We start from the raw sequence: 25,563 nt of genomic DNA, 5'->3' as shown, positions 1-25,563 counted from the left end.
GGCCTTGCCGGACGGTTCCGATCCTGAATCGTCCCCCGTGAAATCGCCATCCAGACCAACACCCGGGTTGACGCTTTGGGGTCTCACCCAGAGCCAGGCACGCGATCATTAAGTCTTTTGAACTGCAATTATCTTGGTGGAGCTAAGGGGACTCGAACCCCTGACCCCCACACTGCCAGTGTGGTGCGCTACCAGCTGCGCCATAGCCCCAAGAAGTCGTGCTCATCGAAGCTACACCACCGTTAACCGTCCATCAAAGTTGCTGCTCAGGCAGGTTCGCCGTGTGCGGAGACGGCAACGGATCCGGTTCGGAATCGGGCACCGGCCGGGTTTCCGGCGCCGCCACCCAGCCGACGGCGGCGATCAGCAGGACTACCCCGCTGATGGTGAAACCCCAGCCGTAACTCAGCCGCTCGGCGACCCAGCCGAGCGTCATCGAGCCGACGATGGCGCCCAGGTCGGACATCATCTGCACGGCCGCCACCGGACTGCCCGCACGGGCCTCACTGCCGAGAATGTCGGCGACCGCGGCCTGCATCGGCGACATGTAGATTCCCGTCACCGCACCAACCACAATCGCTGCGGCCAGAAACGCCGGCAGCGAGGACGCGGCGCCCAGGAAAACGGTCGCCACGCCGGACAATGTGAGGCCCACGATCATCAACGTGCGCCGCCCCATCCGGTCAGATAGGTAGCCGCTGGGAATCATCGCTATCGCGTTGCCTCCGGCGAACGCCGCAAGCGCAATGCCGATGATGCCGACGCCGCGGCCCATGACGTCGGTGATGAACAAGGGGACCAGGGCGACGCGGAGGCCGAACGCCGACCAGCCGGTCGCGAAGTTGGCCCCCAGTGACGACCAGTAGGCGCGAAACCTCAGCGCCTCTCGCATCGTCACCGTGGATCGCGTCGGCGGCCCCGGCGCGGCCAGGGTCGAATTCCGCAGGCTGTAGAACAGCACCGCCGCGACGCCCAGCAGCGCGACGCCGTACACGATGAACGGAGCGGTCAGGCCCCACCCGGCCGCCAGGGCGCCGACCGCCGGCCCACCCACCGCGCCCACCATGAACGACGTGATGAACAGGCCCGCGACCCGTCCGCGCGCGTCGGGCGGGCTGATATGGATCATCAGTCCCAGCGCCGAAACGTAGAACATCGTCGACCCGACGCCGCTGATCATGCGGAAAACCAGCAGTTGCCAGTAGGCCTGGGAAAACGCACACGCGGCGGTGGAGATTGCGACGATCAGCATGCCGCCGATGTAGATCCGCCGCTCCCCCAGGCGCTGGACCAGCTGGCCGCTGATCGGCGCAAAACACAGCCGGCTCAACGAAAAGACGGTGACCAAAAAAGTCACCGCCTTGATGCTGACCCCGAAACTGCGGGCGAACGACGGCAGCGCCGGGGAAATCACCCCGTAGCCCAGCGCGACCATGATGTTTGCCCAGCTCAGGATCCAGACTTCGCGGGGCAGGCGGGGGGACCGGAACGCACGCCCCTCCGTGCGGGCAAGCCGGAGGGAAATAGTCACCCAATGACTTTATTAACTACCTCGCGCGCTGTTTCCTGCACCTCCGCTAGATGCTCAGGCCCGTTAAACGATTCCGCGTAAATCTTGTACACGTCCTCGGTGCCCGACGGGCGCGCGGCGAACCACGTATTGGCCGTCGTCACCTTCAATCCACCCAGCGGCGCGCCGTTGCCCGGCGCCGCGGTCAGCTTCGCCGTGATCGGCTCCCCCGCCAGTTCCGTCGCCGTCACCTGGTCGGCGGACAGCTTCGACAGCCGGGCCTTCTGGTCTCGATCGGCTGGTGCGTCGACTCGCGCATAGAACGGTGTGCCGTACTCGGCGGTCAGCCGCTGATAGCGCTGGGACGGACTCTCTTCGGTGACCGCCAAAATCTCGGAAGCCAGCAGTGCCAGGATGATGCCGTCCTTGTCGGTGGTCCACACCGAGCCGTCCCGGCGCAAGAACGACGCCCCGGCCGACTCCTCACCACCGAAGCCGATGGTTCCGCCGATCAGGCCGTCGACGAACCACTTGAATCCGACCGGCACCTCGATCAGCTTGCGGCCGATGCCGGCGACCACCCGGTCGATCATGGACGAACTGACGGCGGTCTTGCCGACGGCGATGCCGCCCGGCCACGACGGCCGCTGGGTGTACAGGTATTCGATGGCCACCGCGAGGTAGTGGTTCGGGTTGAGCAGCCCCGCGTCGGGGGTGACGATGCCGTGGCGGTCGGAGTCGGCGTCGTTGCCGGTGGCGATCTGGTAGTGGTTGCGGTTGGCGATGAGCCCCGCCATCGCGTCCGGCGAGCTGCAATCCATGCGGATCTTGCCGTCGTGGTCGAGTGTCATGAACCGCCACGTCGCATCGACCAGCGGGTTCACCACGGTGAGATCCAGACGATGCCGCTGCGCGATCTCGCCCCAATAGTCCACGCTGGCCCCGCCCAGCGGGTCGGCGCCGATGCGCACCCCGGCCGTGCGGATGGCATCGATGTCGACGACGTTGGGCAGGTCGTCGACGTAGTTGCCCAGGTAGTCGTGCCGCCGCACGGCCTGCAGCGCGCGGGCCAGCGGAATGCGTTTGACCCCCGCCCCCTCGCGCAGAATCTCGTTGGCGCGCTTGGCAATTGCGTTGGTTGCGTCGGTGTCGGCCGGACCGCCGTTGGGCGGGTTGTACTTGAAGCCGCCGTCGGCGGGCGGGTTGTGCGACGGCGTCACGACGATTCCGTCGGCCAGCGCCTCGGTGCGGCCGCGGTTGTAGGACAGGATGGCGTGGCTGACCGCGGGTGTCGGCGTGTACCGGTCGCGGGAGTCGACCATGGCGACGACGTCGTTGGCGGCCAGCACCTCCAGCGCGGACACCCAGGCCGGCTCGGACAGGCCGTGCGTGTCCCGGCCGATGAACAACGGGCCCGTCGTGCCGTGCGCGGCGCGGTACTCCACGATGGCCTGGGTGATCGCCAGGATGTGAGCCTCGTTGAACGCGCCGTCCAGTGCTGACCCGCGGTGCCCCGACGTGCCGAAGGCGACCTGCTGTGCGACGTCGCCGGGGTCGGGCCGTATCGAGTAATACGCCGTCACCAAATGAGGTAGATCGACGAGGTCTTCGGGCTGGGCCGGCTGGCCGGCGCGTGGATTGGCCACCATGGGTACCAATTCTGCCCGTGTCCGCGTCCACCCGGGCTGCGCCGGTCTGGACTTCGGCCATACGCTGCGTAGCGCACCGGCAAACGAAGGGAATCCACCCAGTGGCTCAACGGGATTATCGCGAACTGGCCGCGGTGTTTGTCGGTGGGGCGTTGGGCTCCCTGGCCCGGGCCGCGCTGAGCACGCTGGTCGGCGGTGACCCGGCGAGCTGGCCATGGCCCACGTTCACGGTCAACATCGTCGGGGCGTTTCTGGTGGGTTATTTCACCACCCGGCTACTGGAGCGGTTGCCGACATCCAGCTATCGGCGGCCGCTGCTCGGCACCGGATTGTGCGGTGGTTTAACGACTTTCTCGACAATGCAGGTCGAGACCCTGAAGATGATCGAACACGACTACTGGGGGCTGGCCATCGGCTACACGCTCACCAGCATCGCGTTGGGTTTGCTGGCGGCGCACCTTGCCACCAAGTTGGTGCGCCGGGTCCGGGTGCGCCGGTGACCGCCACGACGACGACGGCTCTGGTCTGGGGCGGCGTCGCGCTCATCGGTGGCATCGGGTCGGTGTTGCGTTTCGTCATCGACCGGACCGTGGCGCGACGAGTATCACGGCCTTTTCCGTTCGGCACGCTTGCCGTGAACATCAGTGGCGCAGCGCTTTTGGGTTTCCTCGGCGGCATGGCGCTGAACAAGGAGGCGGCCCTGCTGGCCGGCACCGCCTTCGTCGGCGCCTACACCACGTTTTCCACCTGGATGCTCGAGACACAGCGGCTCGGGGAGGAACGCCGGCTGCGGGCCGCGCTGGCCAACATCGTGGTCAGCGTCCTGCTCGGTGAAGCGGCGGCGTTCATCGGACAGCAGATCGCACAGCACCTTTGATCGGGTTCGGGCTATCAGGTGTCGCGTCGACGCGGAATATCGTCGGGAGTTCGGGGCAGCACATACAGCGCCATTCGCCGATTCGACATGTCATGCTCGCCGAGAAACGCACAGCCGCCTCGTTCACAGAACTTGCGCGCCAACGCGTTGCGATGATCGGGATCGAACATGATGCGGCGACACCGCGGATCGAGAGTGAAGATGCTGGTCACCAGATGCGGCAACAGGTAACTGACGTGCCCGCGTTCGATGTGATCCAAATCGGCGACCGCGACATGCAATCCCAGATCATTGGGCTCATGCTCGTAGCGACGAGCGATGGAATCCTTTGCCGCTCTATATAATTCGATGTATGCACGGTCTACCCCGTCCAGCGTGGCGATGAGCGGGCGAGAGAAGGCGCCCTCCAATTGCGCTTGGAGGTACCGATGCCACCGCTCCACCGGCCAGTCGGACTCCCATGCCTCGACCAGATGCGGCCGATTCATCCACTCCGAGACCATCTCGGCGTCGGCGTCCGGGTCGGCAACGCGCAGGCCGTACGGCTCGGGCAGTTGCGGAATGGGCGGCGGGGGGACGCTGCGGATCGCCTCGGGAAGGTCGATCAGTTCCCGCGGAAGAATGGGTTCGGCATCAGTCATGTCAACCGGCGAGCCTACGACGCTGTCGGTCTAAGCCCGTTCACCGGGGTTCGAGCAGCTTGGCCAGGACCGCGGCCTGGCTGATGTCCAGCTCACGGGTCGCGGTCACCAGCGTCACGGCTTTCCGCTTGGCGAGCTCACGGAGGTCGTCCAGCGCGCCGCTTTCGCGCAGTTCGGTCTTGTAGCGTGCCGCGAATTCGTCGAATCGGTCCGGATCGTGGTGATACCACTCGCGGAGGTCCTTCGACGGCGCGACGTCCTTGCACCAGACGCCTACCCGTGGGTCGTCTTTGCGCATCCCTCGGGGCCAGACCCGGTCGACCAGGACGCGCTGGCCCTCGCCGGGGTCGACCTCGTCATAGACCCGCGCCACCCGGACCCGCCTCTTGGCGCTCACCCGCCCAGGGTAGCGGCGTCCGTCGGCTCAGTAGTGGTAGGTGTCCGAGGGTGCGGGCGAGTGATCACGCTCTTCCTCGTCGATGTCCAATGCCTCGATGCCGTACGCGCGGGCCAGCTCCAGGATCTTGGTGGCCCGGGCGATACGGGGCAGATCGGAGCCGTTGCGGATTTCTCCCCCGTCGCGCTCGAACTCGGCGAAAAATTCCTTCGCCCAGGATATTTCGTCGTGCGAGGGCGACAATCCCTCGTTCACGACCGCGCATTGATCCGGGGTCAGGCAGATCTTGCCCGTCATCCCGAACTCTACGGAAACGGCGGTGGCCTCGATCAGCTTCAACGCGTTCGAGCCGATGGTGGGCCCGTCGATGGCGCTGGGCAGGCTGGCCGCCTTGGCGGCGATAGTGAAACGGGAGCGGGCGTATGCGAGGGTGCCGGGGTCTTCTCCGAAACCGGTGTCGCGGCGGAAGTCGCCGATGCCGAAGGCGAGCCGGAAGGTGCCCTTCGTCGCGGCGATCTCGGTGATGCGCTCCAGGCCCCGGGCGGTTTCGACCAGAGCGACGATCGGCACATCGGGCAGCCGCTTCGCGGTCTCGGTCACGTGATCGACCGATTCGACCATCGCCAGCATCACCCCGCCCACCGGGGTGGCGGCCAGGGCGGCGAGGTCGTCCGCCCACCATGGGGTGCCGAAGCCGTTGATGCGGACCCAGTCGGTATTGCCGGCGTTCAACCAACGCACCACGTTGTCGCGGGCGGCGTGCTTGTCTTTGGGCGCGACGGCATCCTCGATGTCGAGGACGACGATGTCGGCGCGCGATTGCGCCGCGGACTGGAACCGGTCGTCGTGTGCACCATTCACCAATAGCCAACTTCGGGCCAGAACAGGGTCGATGCGGAAGCCGACGACATCATCGGACTCTGGCGCGCTGTTGTTGACCTGCTCGTACATGTCAGCTGATCTGTCGCCTTCTCGTGGTTGCGGTCTTGGGCTCCTTTACCGTAGCCCGACCGCGAAAGAACTCATGCCGGACGGTCGTCTCACCTTTCGTTTTGCCACAAGAACGCCCGAAGACGTGATAGCCAGCAAACGAAACCGTCATCGCCGGCGAGTTTCCCCGCGGTGGGCAGGGGTAACACACACTTCGCCACGTTACGGCCATCGGTGGTGCGTCGGATCCTGCGGAGGCTAGAGCAACCTGGTCCCGAAATGCGTCTCGATCGCCCGTCTCTGGGACCGACCGAGAAAAACCCACGAGGAGTAGATATGCGTAAGGCCATAGCAGTCGTTTCAGCCACCGGGGCACTGTTGTTCGGTGGAGCGGGTGTCGCAAACGCCGCCAACCCGAGTGCACCCGCGCCGTCGTCCACCACAACGACCCTGGCGGACAACAACAACACCAGCAATGACCAAAAGAGCGACAACAACGGGCTGTGGGGCCTCGTCGGCCTGTTGGGCCTGGGCGGACTCGCCGGACTGATGCGCCGGAAGGACCACGTCGCCGGCACCGGCGCCGGACCGGCCGCCACCCGGGGCCGCGGCGTCTAGCCTCATCCCCTAACCCTCGGGTCCCCGTCAGCCGCGCCGCGGCTGACGGGGATCGCTGGGTCCCGGTTACAAAACGCATTGCGCCGCAAGGATTTTGATCATTGAGTTGGCGCAACGAGCCTCGCGCCCAGCGCAGCGTCCGTTTGACCACTTGCGCAGCGGGTATGCCTCGTTCAAGCCGTACACAGCCCAGCGTGCGCCCCCCACTCCCCCCCATTACAGGAGGTACCGGCGATGGCCGAGATGATTATCGAATCACCCGACGAAGTCGTCGCGTTCCTGAAAGCGCAGCACAACCTCATCGAGGACATGTTCGACCAGGTGCTGCACGCTACGGATCCCAAAGCGCGCGAGGAGCCGTTCGCAACGTTGCGCCAGCTGCTGGCCGTGCACGAGACGGCCGAGGAGATGGTGGTGCATCCGCGCGTGCGGCGGGAGGACGATGATGCCGGCGACGCCATCGTCGACGCCCGCCTTGAAGAGGAGCATGAGGCCAAGGAACTGCTATCGGCGATCGAGAAGCTCGACGTCACCTCCGAGGAGTTCATCGCGGAGCTCACCAAACTGCGCAGCGCCGTCCTCGAGCACGCCCGGCATGAGGAGGACGAAGAGTTCCCGGTGTTGAAGCGCAAGGTGGACACCGACGACCTGAAGCGGATGGGAGCAGCGGTACGCGCCGCTGAGGCGATCGCTCCAACGCGCCCGCATCCGGGCGTGGAATCGGCGAAACTGAACTTCGCGCTCGGGCCGTTCGCGTCCATGCTTGATCGCGCCCGCGATCTCATCGGCAAAGCCCTCGGATAGCGCACCTGGCGCGCCCCCGGGTTTCCGTAGGCTCGATGAGATGAGCGTTGCCCCGGATACCACCGTTGCTCTCCAGAACCGGTTCTTCCGCGAACTGCCGGAGATGGCGGTCCGTTGGCAGGCGGAGACCTTCCCCGAATTGCAGCTGCTCGCGCTCAACGCGCCGCTGGCCGACAAGCTAGGGCTTGACACCGGCTGGCTGTGCGGCCCCGACGGGCTGCGCTTCTTGGTCGGTAACTCGGTACCCAACGCCGCCACCCCGGTGGCCCAGGCCTACGCCGGCCACCAGTTCGGCGGCTTCGTTCCGAGATTGGGCGATGGGCGTGCCCTGCTGCTCGGCGAGCTGGTCGACGGCGACGGGCGACTGCGCGACATACACCTCAAGGGTTCCGGTGCCACGCCCTTCGCCCGCGGCGGCGACGGCCTGGCCGCGGTGGGCCCGATGCTGCGCGAATACCTGGTCAGCGAGGCGATGCACGCCCTGGGCGTGCCGACGACGCGGTCGTTGGCCGTGGTGGGGACCGGGCGTCCGGTCCATCGCGAAGAAACACTGCCGGGTGCGGTGCTCACCCGCGTGGCCAGCAGTCATCTGCGGGTGGGTAGCTTCCAGTTCGCCGCGTCCACCGGCAACGAGGACTTGCTGCGCCGCCTCGCCGACCACGCGATCACCCGCCACCACCCCGCCGCCGCCGAGGCGGACAACCCGTATCTCGCCTTGTTCGAATCGGTGGTGGCCGTCCAGGCCTCGCTGATCGCCCAATGGATGCTGATCGGATTCGTCCACGGCGTGATGAACACCGACAACACCACGATCTCGGGCGAAACGATCGATTACGGACCGTGCGCGTTCATGGACGCCTACGACCCCGACACGGTCTTCAGTTCCATCGACTTCTGGGGACGCTACGCCTATGGAAATCAACCGGTAGTCGTTGGATGGAACCTCGCCCGCTTCGCCGAGACACTGCTTCCGTTGCTCTCGGAGCACACCGAGGAGGCAATCGCGCTCGCGGAGCAGTCGTTCGGCGTCTTCCAGACCCGCTACGACGCCGTGTGGAGCGCCGGGATGCGCGCCAAACTCGGCTTGTCCGCCCAGATCGACGACGAATTCGCCACGGTGCTGGTCGAGGAGTTGCTCGCGCTGCTCAAGCAGAACCACATCGACTACACCTCGTTCTTCCGCCGGCTCAGCGACGCGGCGCGAGGGGATGCCAAACCCGATGCCGAACCCGTGCGCGGATTGTTCGCGGACCTGGCCGGCTTCGACGCGTGGCTGACGCGTTGGCGTGCGTTGGGTCCCGACGCCGACACGATGGATCGCACCAACCCGATTTACATTCCGCGCAACCATCTTGTCGAGGAGGCCCTGTCCGCCGCGACGGCCGGCGAGCTCGACCCGCTGCAACAGCTGCTCGCCGCGGTCACCGACCCCTATGCGGAACGGCCGGGCCTCGAGCGCTACGCGGAGCCCGCCCCCGAGGACTTCGGCAAGTATCAGACCTTCTGCGGCACTTGACCTTACGACAGCTTGGCGAGCTCGGCCTGCAACCCATCGAGGCGCTGTAGTGTCTGATCGCGAGGCTCGGTCGGCAGGTCCACCAACAGGTGATCCACACCCAGGTCGCGATAGGCCTCGAGTTCTTTCGCCGCCGGCTTGCCGCCGTGGAAGTGGATCACCGGCACGTCCTTGCCGGCCACGTCTCGCAATTGCTCGAGCGGAGAAGCCAACTCCTCTGCCGATCCCGTCATCGACAGCCAGCCCGCGTTCAGCCGCGCGATGCGCTTGAAGCCCGCCGGTCCGCCGCCGAGGTAGAGCGGCGGATGGGGCTTCTGGACCGGCTTGGGCCAACTGTAGATCGGGTCGAAGTTCACGAATTCGCCGTGATATTCCGCCTTTTCGTGGGTCCAGATCTCGATCATCGCGTCGAGCCGCTCGTCGACGACGCGTCCGCGGACCGAGGGATTCACGCCGTGGTTGGCGATCTCCTCACGCAGCCAGCCGATGCCCACGCCGAAGCGAAAACGCCCCTGCGACACCAGATCCAGCGACGCCACCTCCTTGGCCGTGTGGATCGGGTCGCGCTGGGGCACCAGGGCGATCCCGGTGCCCAAGACGAGCCGCTCGGTGACGACCGCGGCGGCGGTCAGCGCCACAAACGGATCCAGCGTGCGGTAGTACTTCGGCGGAATCGGGCCACCGCTCGGATACGGGGTCTTCGCGTCGACGGGGATGTGTGAGTGCTCGGCGAGAAAGAGCGATTCAAAACCGCGCTGCTCAAGCGCCTCGCCCAACTCCACGGGACCAATGCCGTCGTCAGTAACAAATGTCAGCACACCGAAACCCATGATGCTCAGTCAACAGCATCACCGCCCGCCTGTCAGCGCGGGCTTGTCCCGGCGGCTCGCTCGAAATGACTCAGCTCACGGCGCGGTTTCTTCGGTCACCGCCCGGGTCGCCCGGAGGTTGGCCGGACGCACCGCGCCCCAGAGGCCGGTGGCGACACCGACCGCGGCGCCGCCCAGGCCGATGATCTGCTGCGAGGGCTTCAGCTGGCTGTGCACGCTCAGCCCGCCGACCAGGTCGGCCACGTCGGCACCCGCGGAGGCCAGGAACCAGCCGCGGGTGTTCTTACCGCGCAGCGCCGCCGACGCGAGCAGGACACCGATCAGCGCGTCGCGATAGCCCATCGACCGCAACAGCAGCTGCGCCGTGGGCGTCGGCTCGTCCGGGTCCCCCCACAGTCTGTTCGCCCGCAGCGGGTCGACGAGGAAGGAAACGCCAGAGGCGAGTCGGATGGTGCCCGCAAGAAGGCCGAACCGGTCGATGGACATGGTCTTCAGAGCCTAGGAGCAAATCGTGCGATCGTGCGCGTATTCCATTCGCAAGTCGCTCACGGCGCCGGGCAGGAATCGGCGATCTGCAGCGACGCCGGCCACAGCACAGTCGCCGCCCCGAAGGCCATGGCGTCGGCGCCGGTGGGCGCCACCGCTTCTATCCGCGCCTGAATTCGCTGGATCTGCTCGGGGTGAAAAGCCGTCCACGCGAACCCAATACACAGGTAGGGGATCAACAACCATAATCCCAGCTCGATCAGCCCGCCGACGCTGATCTTGTGCCCGAGGATGCGCCGGATCGGGTCCATCGCGTGTTCGATTCCGCCCATGACCGCACTTCCTACCGCAGCACCAGTTTCAGCGCGTAGTCGACGACAGCATCGAGGTCCGTACCCAAATGCCCGGCGAGCCACTGCTGCGCGAGCTCGGCCATGGCGCCCGTGTACAGGGCCGCGGCGACCTCTGCGGCCACCGGATCGGAGTCGGGGTTGAGGCGCCAGCCCTCGGTCAGCACGCCCTCGCGCAGCATGTCCTGCGTGGCGCGGCGCCGGACGGCCAGCACCGGGTTGGTGCGCGCGTCGGTGAACAACACCCGGCCGCGGCGCGGATCGGCCGAGGAGAAGCCGAGCACCGCCGCGATGCCGGCCCGGGTCCGGGCGCCCAGCGAATCCCCCGCCTGCCCGACGGCGGCCTCGATCACTTCGCCGAGCTGATCGCTCACCCGGTCGTAGACGGCCCCGAGCAGATCGTCGGTGTCGCTGAAACTCTCGTAGAAATACCGCGTGTTCAGCCCACATTCCCGGCACACCGACCGCACCGAGAGGGCCGCCTCGCCGCCGCTGCCGAACAGCCGATAGGCGGCCTCCACCAGCAGCGCACGACGTTCGGCGCGGCGGTCCTTGAGCGGTATACCGGCCCACCGGGTGGGACTCGACATTCCTACAGCGTAAGTCGACCAGGCGCGGGTCTTGTCACAGCTGTGGCCAAAACCTTATTCTGGTTACAGTCGTGACCAGATTTCGTAGGGAGTGTGTCGTGTTTCTGCCACACCAGATCGTCGGGCAGATGATCAACAAACGGTTGGACGACAACATGCGGCGGTACTTCTTCCGCGGCATGGAGTTCGCCGCGCCCGTGGGCGATCCGGGTTGGTTCGGTCCCGACAGCGCCGTGTGGCGGGTGCACTCGCACTTGCCGGCGCTGATCTTCGGGCTGCAATGTGCCGCCTTCATGGAGACCCTGGACCCGTCGATCTACTGGATGGGCATGCACCACTCCCGCCTGATCAAACGGGACAGCGACGGAAACCCGATATCGCGGGTGCCCCACATCGATCCCGAAGGTGCCGCGACACGCCTCGGCCACTCGGTGGCGTTCTTCATCGGCACGGCATACGGGTCCACGGAAACCGCTGAGCGCCTGGCGAAATCCGTGCGCGCTATGCACCACACCATCAAGGGCACCCGCCCCGACGGTGCCCGCTACGACGCCGACGATCCCGAGTGGCTGCGGTGGAATTACGCGACGGTCGTCTGGGGCCTGGCCACCGCGCACGAGCTATATCACCAAATGCCGTTGCGCGGCAAGAGACTTGACCGGTATTACGGTGAGTTCGTCCGGGTCGGGCATGCGTTGGGAGGCGTCGACCTGCCGACCACGAAGGCCGAGACGCTCGAGTGCCTGGAGTCCTACTTGCCGAAATTGGCTGTCACCTATGGCAAAGCGATGGGCACCGGCCCCAACGTTTCGATGCCGCAGGCGGCGGTCGATTGGGCCATCCGCGACACCATGCCGAAATGGGCCAAGCAGATGCTGCAGCACCGCGATTGCAACATCATCGAACGCACCGCGCGTCGCACCGCGGTGTGGTCGATCATCAACGGGATCCACGCGGCATCCGGGCCCGCCCCGGAATTTCAGCAGGCCCAAGCGAGAGTCAAGGGAGGAACCACGGTCCCCCACACCCTACCGAGCTACGTACTCGGCAGCGATGAGGTCCGCAGCCGCTCGGAGGTGGAGCGCAGCTTCCAGTCGGTGTAGTCCGCACGAAAGCCGTTGCGTACAACCAGGTATCGACCGCTACGCTGCGCCGGGTGTGATGATGGGAATATCGATGATCGGCGGCGTCTGCGGAGTCGTTGCCGGCGGCGGCGCCTGAGTGACTTGTTGTCCCAGGTGCTGGGGGCAGTAGGCGCTCGCCGCGATCATCGTGAATTGAGCGGCGCCGTCCACCGTGAACCCCGGATTACTCGACGACACGCTTTTGATGACCTCGACCTGCGGGCTGCCCTCGTCCATCAGTTGGCAGGCCCTTTTACCCACCCCGACGGCCGCAGCCGGGTCCTGATAGGTGATGCCCGCTTTGTTCAGCGCGGCGATGAAGCTCGCATCGGCTGCCGAAGCGCCGACCGGATCGGCGTACGCCGGCGCGGCCGCGCCGGCGAGCACGGCGCAGCCCGCAAGCGCTACCAGCATTCGCATCGCTTCATCTTCGTATAGATCGGCGGCCGTGTCCTGCCGGCCCCCTCACCGCGTGCATGAACGGGGAAGTCGAGCCGCCGGGTGGCGATCCTCACGAATGCTGGCACCCGCCCTGGATGTGGTACACAGTGGCTATGTCCGCGCTGTCCCGTCAACACCGTTGAGAGCGCCGACGTGGACGACGATCGACTTCTGACATCCGGCCAGACCTGCTGGCGCACGGCACGGGCCGACCAATTCGCCCCCATCATCGACGCCGCCGACTACTTCAAACACGTCAAGGCGGCGATGCTGCGCGCCCGCCATCGAATCATGCTGATCGGCTGGGACTTCGACTCCCGGGTGACATTCGAGCGCGGCGCGAAGACACTTCCCGGGCCGAACCAGCTGGGCGCGTTCCTCTACTGGATGCTGTGGAAGCGGCCGAATCTGGATGTCTACCTGCTGAAGTCCAATCTTCGGCTGCTGCCGGCGTTCGACGGCATCTGGTTTGGCCTCACCCCGGTATCGCTGCTGAACCAGATCAGCAGCAGGCGAATGCATCTCGCCATCGACGGCGCCCACCCGATCGGCTCGGTGCATCATCAGAAGATCGTGGTCGTCGATGACGCGGTCGCGTTCTGCGGCGGCATCGATCTGACACTCGAACGATGGGACACCCGCGCACACGCGCATCGCAACCACCACCGCCGGACGGTAGGGCGCGGCTACGGTCCGCGCCACGACGTCGGCCTGGCCGTCGACGGCGCGGCGGCGCGGGCCCTGGCTGAGCAGGCCATGACCAGGTGGCAGACCGCGACCAAACAATCGCTGTCGCCGGTCCAGGCCAAGCACAGCGCGTGGCCCAGCAAACTGGAACCGAGCCTGCGCAACGTCGACGTCGGAATCGCCCGCACCGTGCCGGAGCTCGAGGATTCCGCCGAGGTCAGGGAGGTGGAGGCGCTCAACCTGGCGGCCATCGCGGCGGCACGGGACACCTTGTATGTGGAAAACCAATACCTGGCATCCCGCACGATCGCCGAAGCGCTGGCTGCGCGGCTGCGCGAAGACCGGGGTCCGGAGATCGTCATGGTGCTGGCTCGCAGAGGCAACAATCCTCTCGAGCGGGGAACCATGGACAGCGCACGCCACCGCCTCATCCAACTGCTGTGGGAGGCCGATGAGCATGGCCGGTTGGGCGTGTTTTGGCCGGTGACCGACGGCGGGGCGCCGATATACGTCCATTCGAAGGTGCTGGTGGCCGACGACCGGCTGTTGCGCATCGGCTCCTCGAATTTCAACAACCGGTCGATGGGGTTCGACAGCGAATGTGACGTCGCGATCGAGGCGCCGCCGGCCGATTCCGAACACGACGAGCTGCGCCGCGAAATCGCTTCCGTGCGAAACGAATTGCTGGCCGAACACCTAGGGGTTTCGGTAGGCGAACTGGAAGAGGCGATCGGTGAACACCGGTCGGTGTTGAGGGCCATCGAGGCGCTTCGGGGACACGGCAAGACGTTGCGGCCTTTTACCGAGCGCACCATCGCCAACGAGGCGGGCCCGCTGGCCGAGAACGACCTGATGGACCCCGACCATGTGCCCCGGTCGCTGACCCGCAGCGTGCAACGGTTCATCACCGGCCTTCGGGGTTGACCGGTCGGCGATTCGGGTGTGGGTCAAGTCCAAATCGGCCTAGTGTGGGCAGAAGTGCCAGTGACAAGGACGAGCACCGATGAGCATCGACGACGAATCAGTCACCACGCTGGAGGACCTGCGGGGCGATCTGGCGCAGCGCTACAAGCGGACGCCGACCGGTGGAAGTTCGGTAGACAGCGCGATCGTCGAGGCCGACATGTCCGCGCTGGATCGCGACGGCTACGTCATCTGGGAGAACCTGCTAAGCCCCGAGCAGTGTTCGCAGATCCGCGAGGTCGTGCGCCCTTGGCTGGGGCACACCGGACGAAACTCCTTCGAGGGCCTGCGCACGCAGCGCATCTACAGCGTGCTGAGTAGGACCAGGGCGTGCGATCGGCTGGTCGACGATGCGCGGGTGCTGGCGGTGCTCGATCGGCTGCTGATGCCCAACTACCTGCTTTCGGCGTTGCAGGCCATCAACATTCGCCGCGGCGAGGCCGCACAGCTGGCGCATCACGACGACGGCTTCTACCCGATTCCGCGTCCTCGGGCCCCGCTCGCGGCCGCGACGATCTGGGCGATCGACGACTTCACCGCCGACAACGGCGCCACCGTCTTGTACCCGGGCAGCCACCGCTGGGGAAAGCGCCGGCCGGGTCCCGACGATCAGGCCCTCCCGGTCGTCATGCCCGCCGGGTCGTGCGTCTTGTTCGTGGGCACGCTGTGGCACGGTGGGGGCGCCAACACCACAGATCGCGAGCGCCTTGCCGTCACCGCTCAGTACTGCCAACCGTGGCTGCGGCCGATGGAGGCCTACACCCTGTCGATATCGCGCGACATCGCCCGAGCGGTCTCCGATGACATTCGCCGGATGCTGGGCTATAGCATTCACCCACCGTTCGTCGGCAACGTCGACGGCCTGCATCCGTTGCGGCTGTTGGAAGTCGAGGCGGAGGCCTAGCGCCGTTCGATCGGGAGGCAGGGCGCTTGCACGTTTCCCGGTTTGACGGGCCCCTACCTGGCTATTCTCAGTTCTGTCATGACGCGTCGAGCGGGCCCGCCCGACGAACAAGAATCGGATTCGCCGACGGCCGGGCTCGGGAATCGTTTGCACCGCAACCACCGGATGGTGGCCGGTGCCAAAATGCTGGCCGCGCTGACATCGCTGGTGCTGGTGGCCGCCATCGGCATCGCCTGGCACGCCTACCGCAGCGCCTCGGCGGGCATCACCAAATCCGAGGCATTGGCCGGTGAACCCGAGTCGACCGGAAACGACCAGAACATCCTGATCATGGGCCTGGATAGCCGGCGCGACCAGCACGGACAGCCGCTGCCAGCCGACATCTATGACGCGCTGCACGCGGGCGATGCGGATTCCGCCGACGGCGATTCCGACGCGCTCATCGTGGTGCACCTGCCCGCCGGCGGCGGTCCGGCCACGGCGATCTCAATTCCCCGCGACGACTACGTCGAGCTGGCCGGATGCCCGACCTCAGATTGCCGCGGCAAGATCAAGGAGGCCTACAGCTTCGCCTACCAGCGCGTGATGGCCGGCCACGGCTCCGCCGGCTCACAACCGAGCCCGACCCCGGTTCAAGGGCAAGACTCCACCACTAGAGAACAGACGGCGCGGGAGGCGGGCCGCAAAGCCGAAATCAGCACCGTCAAGAGTCTTTTGCAAATCCCGATCGATCACTTCGTCGAAGTCACCCTGGCCGGGTTCTTCCAGATCGCACGCGTGGTCGAACCGATCACGGTGTGCCTCAACGCCGATACCTCGGACCGCTACTATTCCGGCGCGGACTTCCACCGAGGTATGCAACAGATCAGCGCAACTCAAGCGTTGGCCTTCGTTCGGCAACGCCGCGACCCCAACGACGCGGCATTCACCGACCTTGACCGCAGCCGGCGTCAGCAGGCCTTCATCGTCTCGGTGGTCAGCGCGATGCGCCGCGGCGGGACGCTGTCGGATCCCACCAAACTGCATGCCCTGCTAGAGGTCGCGAAGCAGAACGTTGCCGTCGACGCTAATTTCGACTTCGACGATTTCGTTCGTAACGCGCTGGAGTTCCCCAACAGGCCAGTCGCGCTGTACACGCTGCCGGTCACCGGGTTCGGCGAAATCTCGAACGGCGCCTACGTGAATTTCATTGACATACCCACCATCCGCTCCATCGTGCACAACCTGGTGGGCACCGATTCGTCGACTATCTCCTCGACCAGCAGCCCCTCCGCGGCAGCGCAACCGGACAGCGGTACGCAGAGCACTGCCGGCAGCGTCGCGCTCGACGTGGTCAACGCCTCGGGCCGGCAAGGCGAGGCCGCAAGCCTCCAAACGCTCTTGGCGACTGGAAGATTCACTGGCGGCAAGGTCAGCAGCGCCGACTCCACCAGCGAAACGAGCAGCATCGCTTACGGGCCCGGCGCGAAGATAGCCGCCACCGAACTCGCCGACCAGTACGACATCACCGCGACCGCATCAGACAGCGTCGCCGGCAACACGGTGCAGCTGACCGTCGGGACCGATTTCTCCCGATTCGACCACCACCGCGATTACCCGTCGGGATCGCCGACCATAACCGCGACGGCGCCCGTCACCACGGTGCCGGCGACGGGCGCCGGCACGCAAGAACCTGCCGTCACCAACCTGTCGCGCATGACCGCCGACGGCATTCCCTGCGTGAAATGACAAGAGGCCAAGGTGTTTTCCGCCGGGCATGCCTCGATGTCGCGGCGGACGGCGCGGTGTTTAGAGGTGCAGGGCCTGCGCCGCCGCCGTGGCCACGGCACCCCTGAGATTTGAGATCGGCGGGCTGCCCCGCAAGTGAATGGAGTTCGAGAGCAGGATGACGTAGGTATTCGAGCCTGGGTCCATCCACAGCGTGGTTCCGGTAAACCCGGTATTGCCAAAGCTGCCGACGGGAAACACCTTCCCGCGCGGCCTGGAGTAGGCCGTGTCGATGTCCCAGCCAAAACCGAACAGGCTTTGCCCTTCGATCGCCGGATAGTGGGCTGCGTGAGCTCCTTGGGCGGCACGGTTTGCCGCCTCAACTTGTCCGGCGGTGTGACCGGGTTGCTGAGGGGTAGTCATCAGCTCGAGAGTTTCTGTCCGCAAAGGAAACTCACTCGGACGGCCGGCCAGCCGATCGAGCAGCGCCTGCGCAAAAATACTGACGTCGTGCGCCGTCGAGAACAGGCCGGCATTGCCGGCTACTCCCCCCATCCGGCGCGCCGTCGGGTCATGCACGGTACCCCGAAGCAGCGCATAGAAATCCGGATTTCTGCTCGGGTCGTCTCTGCTTTCCTCGTCACGCGCCGTTGGCGCGATACGCGGCAGGAAGCTGGTGTTCCATGTCCCCGCGGGGCAATTCATCGGCTCACCTCCCGGCGGCGCGGGGGCCCAGGCAACCGCTGCCCCTCGCACCACGTGTGGGCCACACGCTTTGGCCGCAGGAAGGTAGCGGGTGTCTTGCAGCCCGAGCGGCGCAACCACATTGCGTTGCACGTACGTGTCTTCGGCCTCGCCGGTGGTCTTTTCGAGCAGCGCGCCGAGCAGGATGTAATTGATGTCGGAGTATCGGAAAAGCTCGCCCGGACCCGACTGCAGTGGCGTCGTGAGCGCGCGACGAATGCCTTCCGCTTTGTCGGGTCCGGCCAGCCCCCACGGGTCTTGCAGGCTGACGTCGATCCCTTCGCCGGAGAAGTTGGTCAGCAACATGCGAACCGTGACCTTGGCTCGCCGTGGATCGTTCGTTGTGTTGAAGTCGGGCAGATATTTCTGCACCGGATCGTCGAACGCGACCTTGCCCTGTTCGTAGAGCTGCATGATGGCGACCGCCGTCGCGAGGCACTTCGTCAACGACGCCATGTCGAAGATCGTGTCCTCGGTCATCGACTCTGCGGGTGCGGGCGATCCATCCAGCCCCGGTTCGCCGGCCAGTTTTCGCGACCCGTACGCCTGGTGGAAGACGACGTGGCCGCCGTGCCCGACCACCACTACCCCACCCGGCAGCCCGCCTGCCGCGATCGCGTCGTTCATCAGCTCGGAGACGGGTGCGAAGTCAGGCGCGGGCCCCGCACCTGGGGGCTCCGCCGGCACAGGCCCCGGCGCGGACGTCAAAGCGGGCTGCTGCGAGCGGTCGGCCTCGGGTGCGTGTGCCGTAAACGCCCAGGGCGACGCCGCGATCAGGCCGAGCAGCACAATTGCGACCACGACCGTCTTGCGCGGCGAGGTCGGCCAAAATTTCCACCTGCCACTGATCACAGGCATACGGCAAGAGTAAATCGACGGCATGACGGCATCCAGCACTCCTTCGGTTTCCGCGCAAAGCGGCTGTCGCGCAGCAGGTTAGAGCGGTGTGCAGTACCGTTGGCCCCGGATGTGTCGCGACGCCCGGTCGCGGCGATCTAGTCGGTCTGGGAGCGAGCGGTGAGGACTCATCCCCGTTGACGTCCGGCAGGCAATCAGTTGCCGTGCTGGCGGGCACGATGGCGGCCATCGTCTCCTTGACGCAATGCACCGGCGTGCCGAAGCCCCCCGCGTCCAGGCCGTCGTCCGCCGCGTCGTCGGCGGCCGGGACGTCGGCGCCCGCTTCCGCTAGCAACATTCGGCCGGTCACCGCCGGGGAGCTCGGGGCGAGCTGGCGGCCGGACTGCCCGGTAGACCCCGCGCAGCTACGACGCGTCGAGGTCGACCACATCGGTTTCGACGGACGGGCGCACCACGGCGAACTGATCGTGCATCAGGACTTGGCGCCGGAGGTCATTACCGTCTTCGCTCAGCTCTACCGACTCGGATTTCCCATCGAGAAGATGCGTACCGTCGACCACTACCCGTCCGCGAACGATGAGCTCTCCATGCAAGACGACAACACGTCGGCGTTCAACTGCCGGGGCATCCCCGGAAGCGATCACTGGTCTCAACACGCCTATGGCCGGGCTATCGACCTTAATCCGCGTCTCAACCCCTGCGTCTATGCCACCGGCACCTTCCAGCCGCAAAACGCCGCGCGTTACCTGGACCGCAGCCGGCGAGACCCAGGACTGCTGCACGACGGGGACGCCGCCGTGCGCGTCTTCACGGACCGCGGGTGGCGGTGGGGCGGTCACTGGACGGCCCCGATCGATTATCAGCATTTCGAGCGGCCCTGAACCGGAACTCTGCAAGGATGCATGGATATGTCGCGCTCATTCGACGTCTCGACCGAGTCACCCGCCAGTGTCGAACAGATCCATGCCGCGTTCGGTCGCGAGGACTATTGGCGGGCCCGCATCGCCGATGCCACCAACATCACGCTCGACTCGCTGGTGGTTGATGCCGACGGCACGGTGACAGCCCAGATTAGCCAGCATTTCGGCCGTCAACTGTTACCCGGCCTGGTGTCCAAGCTCATCAAAGGCGACCTGAAAATCGTGCACACCGAGACATGGCGACCGCAAGCCGACCGGCGCGTGCGCGGGGAGGTCAGCGTCTTGGCGTCCGGCGGATTGGGGTCTGGTCACGTGGAGAGCTGGCTGGCGCCGACGGACGACGGTGGCTGCCAAATGCGCTCTGCCCTGCGTGTGGAGGTGAAAATCCCTCTGCTCGGCGGCAAACTCGAGAAATCCATCGGGTCCGACTTGGCCAACGGCATCCCCGAGCTGGTGCGCTTCACCACCACGTGGATTACCGAGAACGACGTGTAAGTCCCGGTTGCGTCGGCTGCAGTTGGAACATTCGCTGCGATGTGGCGGCGAAACGGCTGGGGACGGTGCTGAATCGCCCGCATTCCGGCCCGCGCCTACGCGCTACGCGAGTTACTGTCATAGCGCTTCGCCAATGTCGGGGAGTAAGGCGATGTCCTCGGGTTGGCCGTTACGACGAAATAGTGCCGCTGTCTCTCGAACATTCCTCTTAGCCCAATCAACATTGAAGTGACTTAGCACCTGATATTCATATTTGAAGCGCTCTGCTCTATCTCCCACTCGTTTGGCGGCTTGGCCGGTAACCACCCCTCCGACGTACCAGTAAAGAAGGTCATCAAGTGTGCCGACCCGGTCGAAACCGAGTTTTCCGCGCTCGTAGAAAGTGAAGTGATACGCGTCATCGTCGACCACATAGATATTCAGTCCGTCGTTTGTTCGAAGCCCGACCGGCATAGTACGAACTCCGAGCTTTTCCGACAATCGGTCTATCTCAGACTGAAGCTCCGCGGACTTATCGTCCAAGGCGCGGTCATATTCATCCAATATGCCTAATCTCACTAATTCCCAGACGGACGGTGTCTCGCCGTCTGGACCCAAGATCATGTATTGAAGTGAGCCCGGCGACGGGGTCTGGCCATAATACGGTTGCACTGGCCCTTCTACGACTTGCCAGCCCGGAGGCAGTGGTTTTCCGGTCACCATGTAGCGGTTGTAATCCCCTCCCACCGACTCTGGCGCCAAGGCGCGATCCGCAAAAGGAGTGCCATCGGGTGCGAGATAGCGACCATGCTCGGACCCAAATCGATCGATTATCGCGCCTTCAGGCAAATGCGCCGGCTGGGGTACATGTCCTGGCGGAAAGCCATCGTTGAGCGGGTAATTCCGCGACCCTGGGGTACCGAACTGCGATGCGAAGTCGTGCTCCGTCATTCCGCCCGTGGGGTCCCAACCGCGCACAACCGCTAAGGGTGCGCCGCCTTCCGTGACAGTCTCTGCAGGCAGTCCCGCTTCAACGACCGCTCCCTCGCCACCGAAAATCAGCCCAGGCAGAGCGAATGCGCCGTCGGCGGCCTTGCCGCCGAGATAATAGGCCGGGCTCGGTGAGTCAAGGGCGTTCTTGACTTCTCCGATCGCCGCGACAGCCGGGTTCGGCGCCGTCTCGATCGTGTTCTTGAGCATCTGCTCCCATGATTTGAGGACGCTTGGAGCCCCGGGTCCTCCTTGTCCGACAAGGTTTTTGATCGCCTGGTCGGTAGCAAACCATCTGTCACTGAATCCTTCACCGAATCCGGGCGGTGGCGGGCGCTGCGGCTCGGGAGGAACGTAATTGGGCATACCGTTATCGAGCCACTGCTGAGTACGCCCAACCACGTCATTCAAACGCGCCTCGATCTGATCTGGCGGCACGCCGTCGCGGATCATGGTTTGGCGTGCCATCGCCTTGAAGCTCTCCACGTCAGCGGGTTTCAGCGCAGGCGGCGGTGTGCCAGGGACCACCGGTCCTTGCACCCCGCCCAACAGGTCGGCCAGGCTTCCGGGTGTGAGCTGATCACCTTGGCCACTTACCACCTGCTTGCCGGTGGGAAACGAGGGGCCTTGCGGCACGGGGGGATTGCCGCCGACGCCGCCAGCCGGAGCCGGCGCGTGTGAGGGTGGGCCATCACCGGACGCGGGATCTGCGGCGCCCGCCGGAAAAAGCATGTCTTGCAACGACCGCGGCTGACCCTCGGCGGCAGGCTTCGGCGCGCTTTGGGGCGCCGGGCGACCTGCAGGCAAAGACCCGTTGGCACTCAACGGGCCTTCCCCGACGGCACTGCGGATGGCGGTGGCAAGCTCGTGATCGGCGCTGTCCGCATGCACCTTCAACGCAATCAGCTTGTCCTGCAACACCTGTTGCTGGGCAGCGAAGTCCAGGGAGTCACGGCCGACCCACGTGTCGCCCACGTCGATTCGCCAGTCCGGCGTTATGGTCCAGCCGTTCGCATCAGCGACCCGCTGAATGTCATCGAGCTCGCGCTTGCACGCACTAACGTCCTCCTCGGCGCGCGATACCGCCGCGGCTACCTGCTTGGACTCCTGGCCGTCCGCATCGATGTCGCGGCGAGCCTTGCCCAAGTCGGTGCGAAACGCTTCTCCGGCCTGCCCCTGCCAGTTGATGAGAACGTTGTGGATCTGCTGGAGGTTGTCCCCCAACTGCTGCAAGGTATTTGCGCGCCCATTGGCCGTCTCGAATACCCTGTGAATCGCGTCGAGATCCCAACGCTTGACATCAGATGGGGTCAACTGCCCCACTCGAAACCCCTACTCCTGCACCGATGTAAAGGCTCGTTGCGATTGACGCTCGTTGGTGAGATACCAGAGCATCGCCTCGGCGACGTGGGACCCAAGCGCGTCCACCCGCTCATTGTGCTGGTCGTGGCGGACCTCCCACCGTGCCGTCAACTCACCCAATGCGAGCTCCGAAGATCCGATCCAGCCCGGCGCGGCCTCGGCCAGCCGATCCTCATGGGCGATGAAGTCCAGAGCAGCATCACCAATCGCGTTGAACATGTGGTTACTGCCGAGGTGCAGTGCGACCGGATCGACCTTGAAGCTATCGGCCACGAACCATCCCTTCCGCTCGTCGGCATCGTGTTCCGAATGATAATTCGTCGCGGGCGCTCGCGCCCTTCACCTCCTTTGACCACGCCGTGCGCTGGCTGTCGAGTCCATCGCCCGGGTAAAGGGCTGAAGTTCGCCCGAGATAAGAGACAATCACCTCATGCCCCGTGAACCCCACGAGCCGCCGGCCGCGCCGCGACCGAAGCGGGTGCATGTCACGCCCGAGGACGTGGAAAGGTTCGGCGACGAGGAGCAGGTGCGCGAGGCGTCAGACGAGCGCCGGCTACTTGACGAGCGACCACCGCATCACCAGTAGCCCGAAGGGCCTCGCGGAAGGGACTGGCGAAGGCCGCCGCCGCTGAGTGAGACTGGTAGCCATGAGTTTGGTGGAAACGGTCTTTTCGCAGGTGTTACGGGTACACGACACGGTCTATCAGAAGACGAACGGGTGGATCGGCCACCGCACACTGTGGATACCGAGTCTGCTGCTGCATACCGTCGGGGCGAAAACCGGCAAACAACGCACGACGTCGCTGTCCTACGCCCGCGACGGTGACAACTACCTGGTCGTCGCGTCCAAGGGCGGTGCGCCCCAGGCTCCCGGCTGGTATCACAACTTGAAAGCCAATCCTGACGTCGAGATCAACGTCGGCCCAAGGCGTTTCGCCGTCACAGCGCGGCCGGTGCTGTCCGGCGATCCCGACTATCAGCGGCTGTGGCAGATCGTCAACAAGAACAATCAAAACCGCTATAACGAATACCAGAAGAAGACGTCGCGACCCATCCCCGTCGTGGTTCTGGCCCCGAGAGGGTAGGACCGCACGGGAGCCGCGCGAGTCAGGTCACCGTGGTTGCCGCTAAACCGAGAGTGAAGACCTGCACCTCGGCCGACTTTCCCTTCAACGCGTGCGCTCCCCGATTCAGGAGTCCAGGCGGCCGAGATGTCAGCGCTTCCACGCACGAACCGGTGAGAAGGATGGCGTCGCCGGTGATCTTGGTGAGTTGCTCGACGCGGGCCGCGACGTTGACTGCGTCGCCGATCAGGGTGAACTCGAGCTTGCTTCCGCCACCGATGGTGCCGGCGATCACCTTTCCGGTATCGACGCCGATGCCGATGCGAAGCTCATCGCCGAATCGCTGGGCCACGAGTCGCTGGATCAGCACCGCCGCGGTAACCGCGGCATCGGCATGATTGGCGAGATCGTTGGGGGCGCCGAACACCGCCAGAGCGCCATCGCCGAGGAACTTGTTGACGTGCCCACCGGCGTCGACGACGGCTGGCACCACGATTTCAAACAGCGCGTTGAGCCGCGTGACGGTGTCCTCGGCACTGTTCGCCTCGGCGAACGGGGTGAAGTCACGGATGTCGACGAACATCACGGTCACCTCGCGCCGCTCTCCGGTGAAGACGTCGTCGCCCTGCTGTAGCAACCGCGCGGCGAGCACCGGGTCGACGTAGGTGCCGAACGCGCCCTGAAGCCGTTGCCGCTCAGCCAAACCCGTCTGCATGCGATTGAATGATGCGGCCAGGGCGCCTAGGTCGTCGTCCTGGACGACCGGCAAGCGTTGACCATAGTCCCCTGCCGCAACGCGTTCGGCGCCTTTGGCGAGGTCGCGAATGGGTTGCAGGGAGTGTGAAAACCCGATACCGACCGTGACCGGCACCGCGAAAACCACTGTCAACGCACAGCCGATCGCGGCGGACAGGATCGGTGCATCGCTGACCGGGGCAAGCACCGTCGCGCACATAGCCCCCGCAACGGCGTAGGCAAACGCCGCTGCAAGCATGGACACGTTCGACCGCGTGGCAAAACTCGGGCGCGAGCGCGGCAGCGAGTCCCCAATTCCCGTCCCGTCGGCAAGGGCGATCCTGACCGGACGCTGCATCGCCTCCAGGATGCTGTGAAAAGCGATCAGCTGCACCGCTATTCCGATGACGGCGCCGCGGATCCCGTATTGCACCAACCGGGTCCACGACGCTCCAGCGATGGCGCCGACGACGACCGACAACGCGGCGGCCCATACGCCGGTAGCCCAGACCGTCAGGGCGGACGATTTGCGGCTGTAGCGGTAGGTCTCCTCGAGTGCGGCCGCTCGATCGATCTCGCGACCGGCTGCCCACTGCCCCACGTAGCGGATCCATTGGCGACCAGGAGAGACCATGATGCACACGAGTAACAGCACCGCGACAACGGTGACGGCGGCCGCGTCTACATATCGCCCTTGCTTCTCCGCAGCGACGATCGGCAACGATACGAACACGGCGTAGACGGGAAGCGAGACGAGATACGCTGCCGCGCATAACGCCCACCAGTAATACCGCGCCCCGTACCGATCCCACGCCCACTGCCAGATGCGATCCATGTCGGGAGATTAAAACGTCGCCGATCGCGATGTGCGGGAAAGGGCCGCGTCGGTCCGGCTGCAGCGCCCAGGCACGATGTCTCTTATGGTCGCCGTCTACCGCGCGCCGATGCGTTCGCGCAATGATGCCGTCGAGCCGCAAGCCGCCATCGATCGCGCTCGCCGGCTCGGCGTGTGCGGATTCGGTCGACTTGTGAGCAGTTCGGGCGAAGAGGAGCGACTTGCCCGTCGGGTCGCCCGATTCGCCGAGCTCGACGAAGGTTCGTTTGTGTGGACCCGCGACACCAGCGGGTGGTTCTGGCTGGGCCGCATCTCCGGGCCCTACGTCTACGACGCCGACGAGACCGCTGCGGCGGTGGATCTGGTGCACATACGACCCTGCGAGTGGCTGTCCACGCCGATCCTGGAGCACGATGTGCCGGCCGCCGTCGTCGCCACCTTCGGTAGGGGTGGACGGAACCTCCAGGAAATCCACCACCCCTCGATCGGGATTGACACACAGGCGATTTGGGATTCCCGGACGGATCAGTCCGCGGAGAACTGAGCGCGTGGATTAC

The 25,563-nt window shown here is 65.4% G+C and carries 28 protein-coding genes, 1 tRNA gene and 1 pseudogene; 14 read left to right on the top strand and 16 right to left on the bottom strand.

Translation table 11 applies throughout. The features are described from left to right. Positions 1-134: 134 nt before the first annotated feature. From AC5Y30_RS18070 to pgm, 3 genes are all read right to left on the bottom strand, one after another. A tRNA-Ala gene (locus AC5Y30_RS18070) sits at positions 135-210 on the bottom strand. 43 nt (positions 211-253) lie between these two features. Further along, the gene (locus tag AC5Y30_RS18065) at positions 254-1,474 is read right to left on the bottom strand and encodes an MFS transporter (protein WP_499920221.1); all 1,221 of its coding nucleotides are present in this window, start codon (positions 1,472-1,474) and stop codon (positions 254-256) included. 53 nt (positions 1,475-1,527) lie between these two features. After that, positions 1,528-3,159 (bottom strand): phosphoglucomutase (alpha-D-glucose-1,6-bisphosphate-dependent), encoded by a 1,632-nt coding sequence (gene pgm / locus AC5Y30_RS18060; protein ID WP_499920035.1) that lies wholly within the window; start codon positions 3,157-3,159, stop codon positions 1,528-1,530. Between the two features lie 101 nt (positions 3,160-3,260). Between pgm and crcB (AC5Y30_RS18055) the strand changes: the two genes are divergently transcribed. Beyond that, a complete protein-coding gene (crcB, locus tag AC5Y30_RS18055; protein ID WP_499920034.1) occupies positions 3,261-3,659 on the top strand; it encodes a fluoride efflux transporter CrcB in 399 nt (132 codons plus the stop codon). Beyond that, positions 3,656-4,036: a fluoride efflux transporter CrcB gene (gene crcB, locus AC5Y30_RS18050; protein WP_499920033.1), complete on the top strand. Its 381-nt coding sequence runs from the start codon at positions 3,656-3,658 to the stop codon at positions 4,034-4,036. The genes crcB (AC5Y30_RS18055) and crcB (AC5Y30_RS18050) overlap by 4 nt, the downstream gene beginning before the upstream one ends. 14 nt (positions 4,037-4,050) lie before the next feature. Here crcB (AC5Y30_RS18050) and AC5Y30_RS18045 read toward each other — a convergent pair whose 3' ends face one another. The 3 genes from AC5Y30_RS18045 to AC5Y30_RS18035 are packed head-to-tail and all read right to left on the bottom strand — an operon-like array spanning position 4,051 to position 6,025. Beyond that, positions 4,051-4,677: a GNAT family N-acetyltransferase gene (locus AC5Y30_RS18045; protein WP_499920032.1), complete on the bottom strand. Its 627-nt coding sequence runs from the start codon at positions 4,675-4,677 to the stop codon at positions 4,051-4,053. Between the two features lie 40 nt (positions 4,678-4,717). Then, a complete protein-coding gene (locus AC5Y30_RS18040) occupies positions 4,718-5,074 on the bottom strand; it encodes a DUF488 domain-containing protein (protein ID WP_499920031.1) in 357 nt (118 codons plus the stop codon). 27 nt (positions 5,075-5,101) lie between these two features. Then, entirely contained in the window at positions 5,102-6,025 is a 924-nt protein-coding gene (locus AC5Y30_RS18035) for an HpcH/HpaI aldolase/citrate lyase family protein (protein WP_499920030.1), read from the bottom strand. Between the two features lie 315 nt (positions 6,026-6,340). Here AC5Y30_RS18035 and AC5Y30_RS18030 point away from each other — a divergent pair, with 315 nt between their 5' ends. The 3 genes from AC5Y30_RS18030 to AC5Y30_RS18020 all read left to right on the top strand — a co-directional run bounded on the left by AC5Y30_RS18030 (position 6,341) and on the right by AC5Y30_RS18020 (position 8,942). Next, entirely contained in the window at positions 6,341-6,622 is a 282-nt protein-coding gene (locus AC5Y30_RS18030) for a WGxxGxxG family protein (RefSeq protein ID WP_499920029.1), read from the top strand. Between the two features lie 234 nt (positions 6,623-6,856). Next, on the top strand, positions 6,857-7,426 hold the full coding sequence (locus AC5Y30_RS18025) for a hemerythrin domain-containing protein (RefSeq protein WP_499920028.1): 570 nt from the start codon (positions 6,857-6,859) through the stop codon (positions 7,424-7,426). Positions 7,427-7,466: 40 nt separating this feature from the next. Further along, positions 7,467-8,942 carry a protein adenylyltransferase SelO gene (locus tag AC5Y30_RS18020; RefSeq protein ID WP_499920027.1) on the top strand — a complete coding sequence of 492 codons (1,476 nt, stop codon included), beginning with the start codon at positions 7,467-7,469 and terminating at the stop codon, positions 8,940-8,942. A gap of 2 nt (positions 8,943-8,944) precedes the next feature. Here AC5Y30_RS18020 and AC5Y30_RS18015 read toward each other — a convergent pair whose 3' ends face one another. The 4 genes from AC5Y30_RS18015 to AC5Y30_RS18000 form a co-directional block, all read right to left on the bottom strand. Next, a complete protein-coding gene (locus AC5Y30_RS18015) occupies positions 8,945-9,772 on the bottom strand; it encodes an LLM class F420-dependent oxidoreductase (protein ID WP_499920026.1) in 828 nt (275 codons plus the stop codon). A 75-nt stretch (positions 9,773-9,847) separates the two neighbouring features. Further along, entirely contained in the window at positions 9,848-10,258 is a 411-nt protein-coding gene (locus tag AC5Y30_RS18010; RefSeq protein WP_499920025.1) for a DUF4267 domain-containing protein, read from the bottom strand. 59 nt (positions 10,259-10,317) lie between these two features. Further along, positions 10,318-10,590, bottom strand: coding sequence for a hypothetical protein (locus AC5Y30_RS18005; RefSeq protein WP_499920024.1), 273 nt, complete (start codon positions 10,588-10,590; stop codon positions 10,318-10,320). Positions 10,591-10,601: 11 nt separating this feature from the next. Beyond that, the gene (locus AC5Y30_RS18000; RefSeq protein ID WP_499920023.1) at positions 10,602-11,198 is read right to left on the bottom strand and encodes a TetR/AcrR family transcriptional regulator; all 597 of its coding nucleotides are present in this window, start codon (positions 11,196-11,198) and stop codon (positions 10,602-10,604) included. Between the two features lie 98 nt (positions 11,199-11,296). Between AC5Y30_RS18000 and AC5Y30_RS17995 the strand changes: the two genes are divergently transcribed. Beyond that, positions 11,297-12,301: an oxygenase MpaB family protein gene (locus tag AC5Y30_RS17995; RefSeq protein ID WP_499920022.1), complete on the top strand. Its 1,005-nt coding sequence runs from the start codon at positions 11,297-11,299 to the stop codon at positions 12,299-12,301. Positions 12,302-12,340: 39 nt separating this feature from the next. Here AC5Y30_RS17995 and AC5Y30_RS17990 read toward each other — a convergent pair whose 3' ends face one another. Next, positions 12,341-12,742 (bottom strand): DUF732 domain-containing protein, encoded by a 402-nt coding sequence (locus AC5Y30_RS17990; protein ID WP_499920021.1) that lies wholly within the window; start codon positions 12,740-12,742, stop codon positions 12,341-12,343. A 174-nt stretch (positions 12,743-12,916) separates the two neighbouring features. Here AC5Y30_RS17990 and AC5Y30_RS17985 point away from each other — a divergent pair, with 174 nt between their 5' ends. The 3 genes from AC5Y30_RS17985 to AC5Y30_RS17975 all read left to right on the top strand — a co-directional run bounded on the left by AC5Y30_RS17985 (position 12,917) and on the right by AC5Y30_RS17975 (position 17,045). Continuing rightward, positions 12,917-14,374, top strand: coding sequence for a phospholipase D-like domain-containing protein (locus tag AC5Y30_RS17985; RefSeq protein ID WP_499920020.1), 1,458 nt, complete (start codon positions 12,917-12,919; stop codon positions 14,372-14,374). Between the two features lie 79 nt (positions 14,375-14,453). Then, on the top strand, positions 14,454-15,317 hold the full coding sequence (locus AC5Y30_RS17980; protein WP_499920019.1) for a phytanoyl-CoA dioxygenase family protein: 864 nt from the start codon (positions 14,454-14,456) through the stop codon (positions 15,315-15,317). Positions 15,318-15,482: 165 nt separating this feature from the next. After that, positions 15,483-17,045, top strand: coding sequence for an LCP family protein (locus AC5Y30_RS17975; RefSeq protein ID WP_499920220.1), 1,563 nt, complete (start codon positions 15,483-15,485; stop codon positions 17,043-17,045). A 60-nt stretch (positions 17,046-17,105) separates the two neighbouring features. On the opposite strand, the gene AC5Y30_RS17970 is transcribed toward AC5Y30_RS17975, so the two are convergent. Beyond that, positions 17,106-18,395, bottom strand: a complete 1,290-nt coding sequence (locus AC5Y30_RS17970) for a serine hydrolase domain-containing protein (protein ID WP_499920219.1) — start codon at positions 18,393-18,395, stop codon at positions 17,106-17,108. Positions 18,396-18,844: 449 nt separating this feature from the next. On the opposite strand from AC5Y30_RS17970, the gene AC5Y30_RS17965 reads away from it, so the two are divergent. Continuing rightward, on the top strand, positions 18,845-19,507 hold the full coding sequence (locus AC5Y30_RS17965; RefSeq protein WP_499920218.1) for a M15 family metallopeptidase: 663 nt from the start codon (positions 18,845-18,847) through the stop codon (positions 19,505-19,507). A gap of 27 nt (positions 19,508-19,534) precedes the next feature. After that, positions 19,535-20,041 carry a DUF2505 domain-containing protein gene (locus tag AC5Y30_RS17960; RefSeq protein WP_499920018.1) on the top strand — a complete coding sequence of 169 codons (507 nt, stop codon included), beginning with the start codon at positions 19,535-19,537 and terminating at the stop codon, positions 20,039-20,041. 117 nt (positions 20,042-20,158) lie between these two features. Here AC5Y30_RS17960 and AC5Y30_RS17955 read toward each other — a convergent pair whose 3' ends face one another. From AC5Y30_RS17955 to AC5Y30_RS17945, 3 genes and pseudogenes are all read right to left on the bottom strand, one after another. After that, positions 20,159-20,494 carry an Imm63 family immunity protein gene (locus AC5Y30_RS17955; RefSeq protein WP_499920217.1) on the bottom strand — a complete coding sequence of 112 codons (336 nt, stop codon included), beginning with the start codon at positions 20,492-20,494 and terminating at the stop codon, positions 20,159-20,161. A gap of 93 nt (positions 20,495-20,587) precedes the next feature. Then, positions 20,588-20,971: pseudogene (locus tag AC5Y30_RS17950) on the bottom strand (TNT domain-containing protein); the annotation flags it as partial. Positions 20,972-22,342: 1,371 nt separating this feature from the next. Next, on the bottom strand, positions 22,343-22,645 hold the full coding sequence (locus AC5Y30_RS17945) for an RNA 2'-phosphotransferase (protein WP_499920017.1): 303 nt from the start codon (positions 22,643-22,645) through the stop codon (positions 22,343-22,345). 157 nt (positions 22,646-22,802) lie between these two features. Here AC5Y30_RS17945 and AC5Y30_RS17940 point away from each other — a divergent pair, with 157 nt between their 5' ends. After that, on the top strand, positions 22,803-22,958 hold the full coding sequence (locus tag AC5Y30_RS17940) for a hypothetical protein (RefSeq protein WP_499920016.1): 156 nt from the start codon (positions 22,803-22,805) through the stop codon (positions 22,956-22,958). A 61-nt stretch (positions 22,959-23,019) separates the two neighbouring features. Further along, a complete protein-coding gene (locus AC5Y30_RS17935; protein WP_499920015.1) occupies positions 23,020-23,457 on the top strand; it encodes a nitroreductase family deazaflavin-dependent oxidoreductase in 438 nt (145 codons plus the stop codon). Between the two features lie 22 nt (positions 23,458-23,479). Here the strand turns inward: AC5Y30_RS17935 and AC5Y30_RS17930 are convergent, their stop codons facing one another. After that, on the bottom strand, positions 23,480-25,006 hold the full coding sequence (locus AC5Y30_RS17930; RefSeq protein WP_499920014.1) for an adenylate/guanylate cyclase domain-containing protein: 1,527 nt from the start codon (positions 25,004-25,006) through the stop codon (positions 23,480-23,482). A gap of 85 nt (positions 25,007-25,091) precedes the next feature. Here AC5Y30_RS17930 and AC5Y30_RS17925 point away from each other — a divergent pair, with 85 nt between their 5' ends. Then, a complete protein-coding gene (locus AC5Y30_RS17925) occupies positions 25,092-25,550 on the top strand; it encodes a GAF domain-containing protein (RefSeq protein WP_499920013.1) in 459 nt (152 codons plus the stop codon). Positions 25,551-25,563 lie beyond the last annotated feature (13 nt).

It is taken from the genome of Mycobacterium sp. NGS27 (assembly GCF_059813005.1).
The sequence above is the reverse complement of the archived record's forward strand: the minus strand, read 5'-3'. Positions and strand labels throughout refer to the sequence as shown.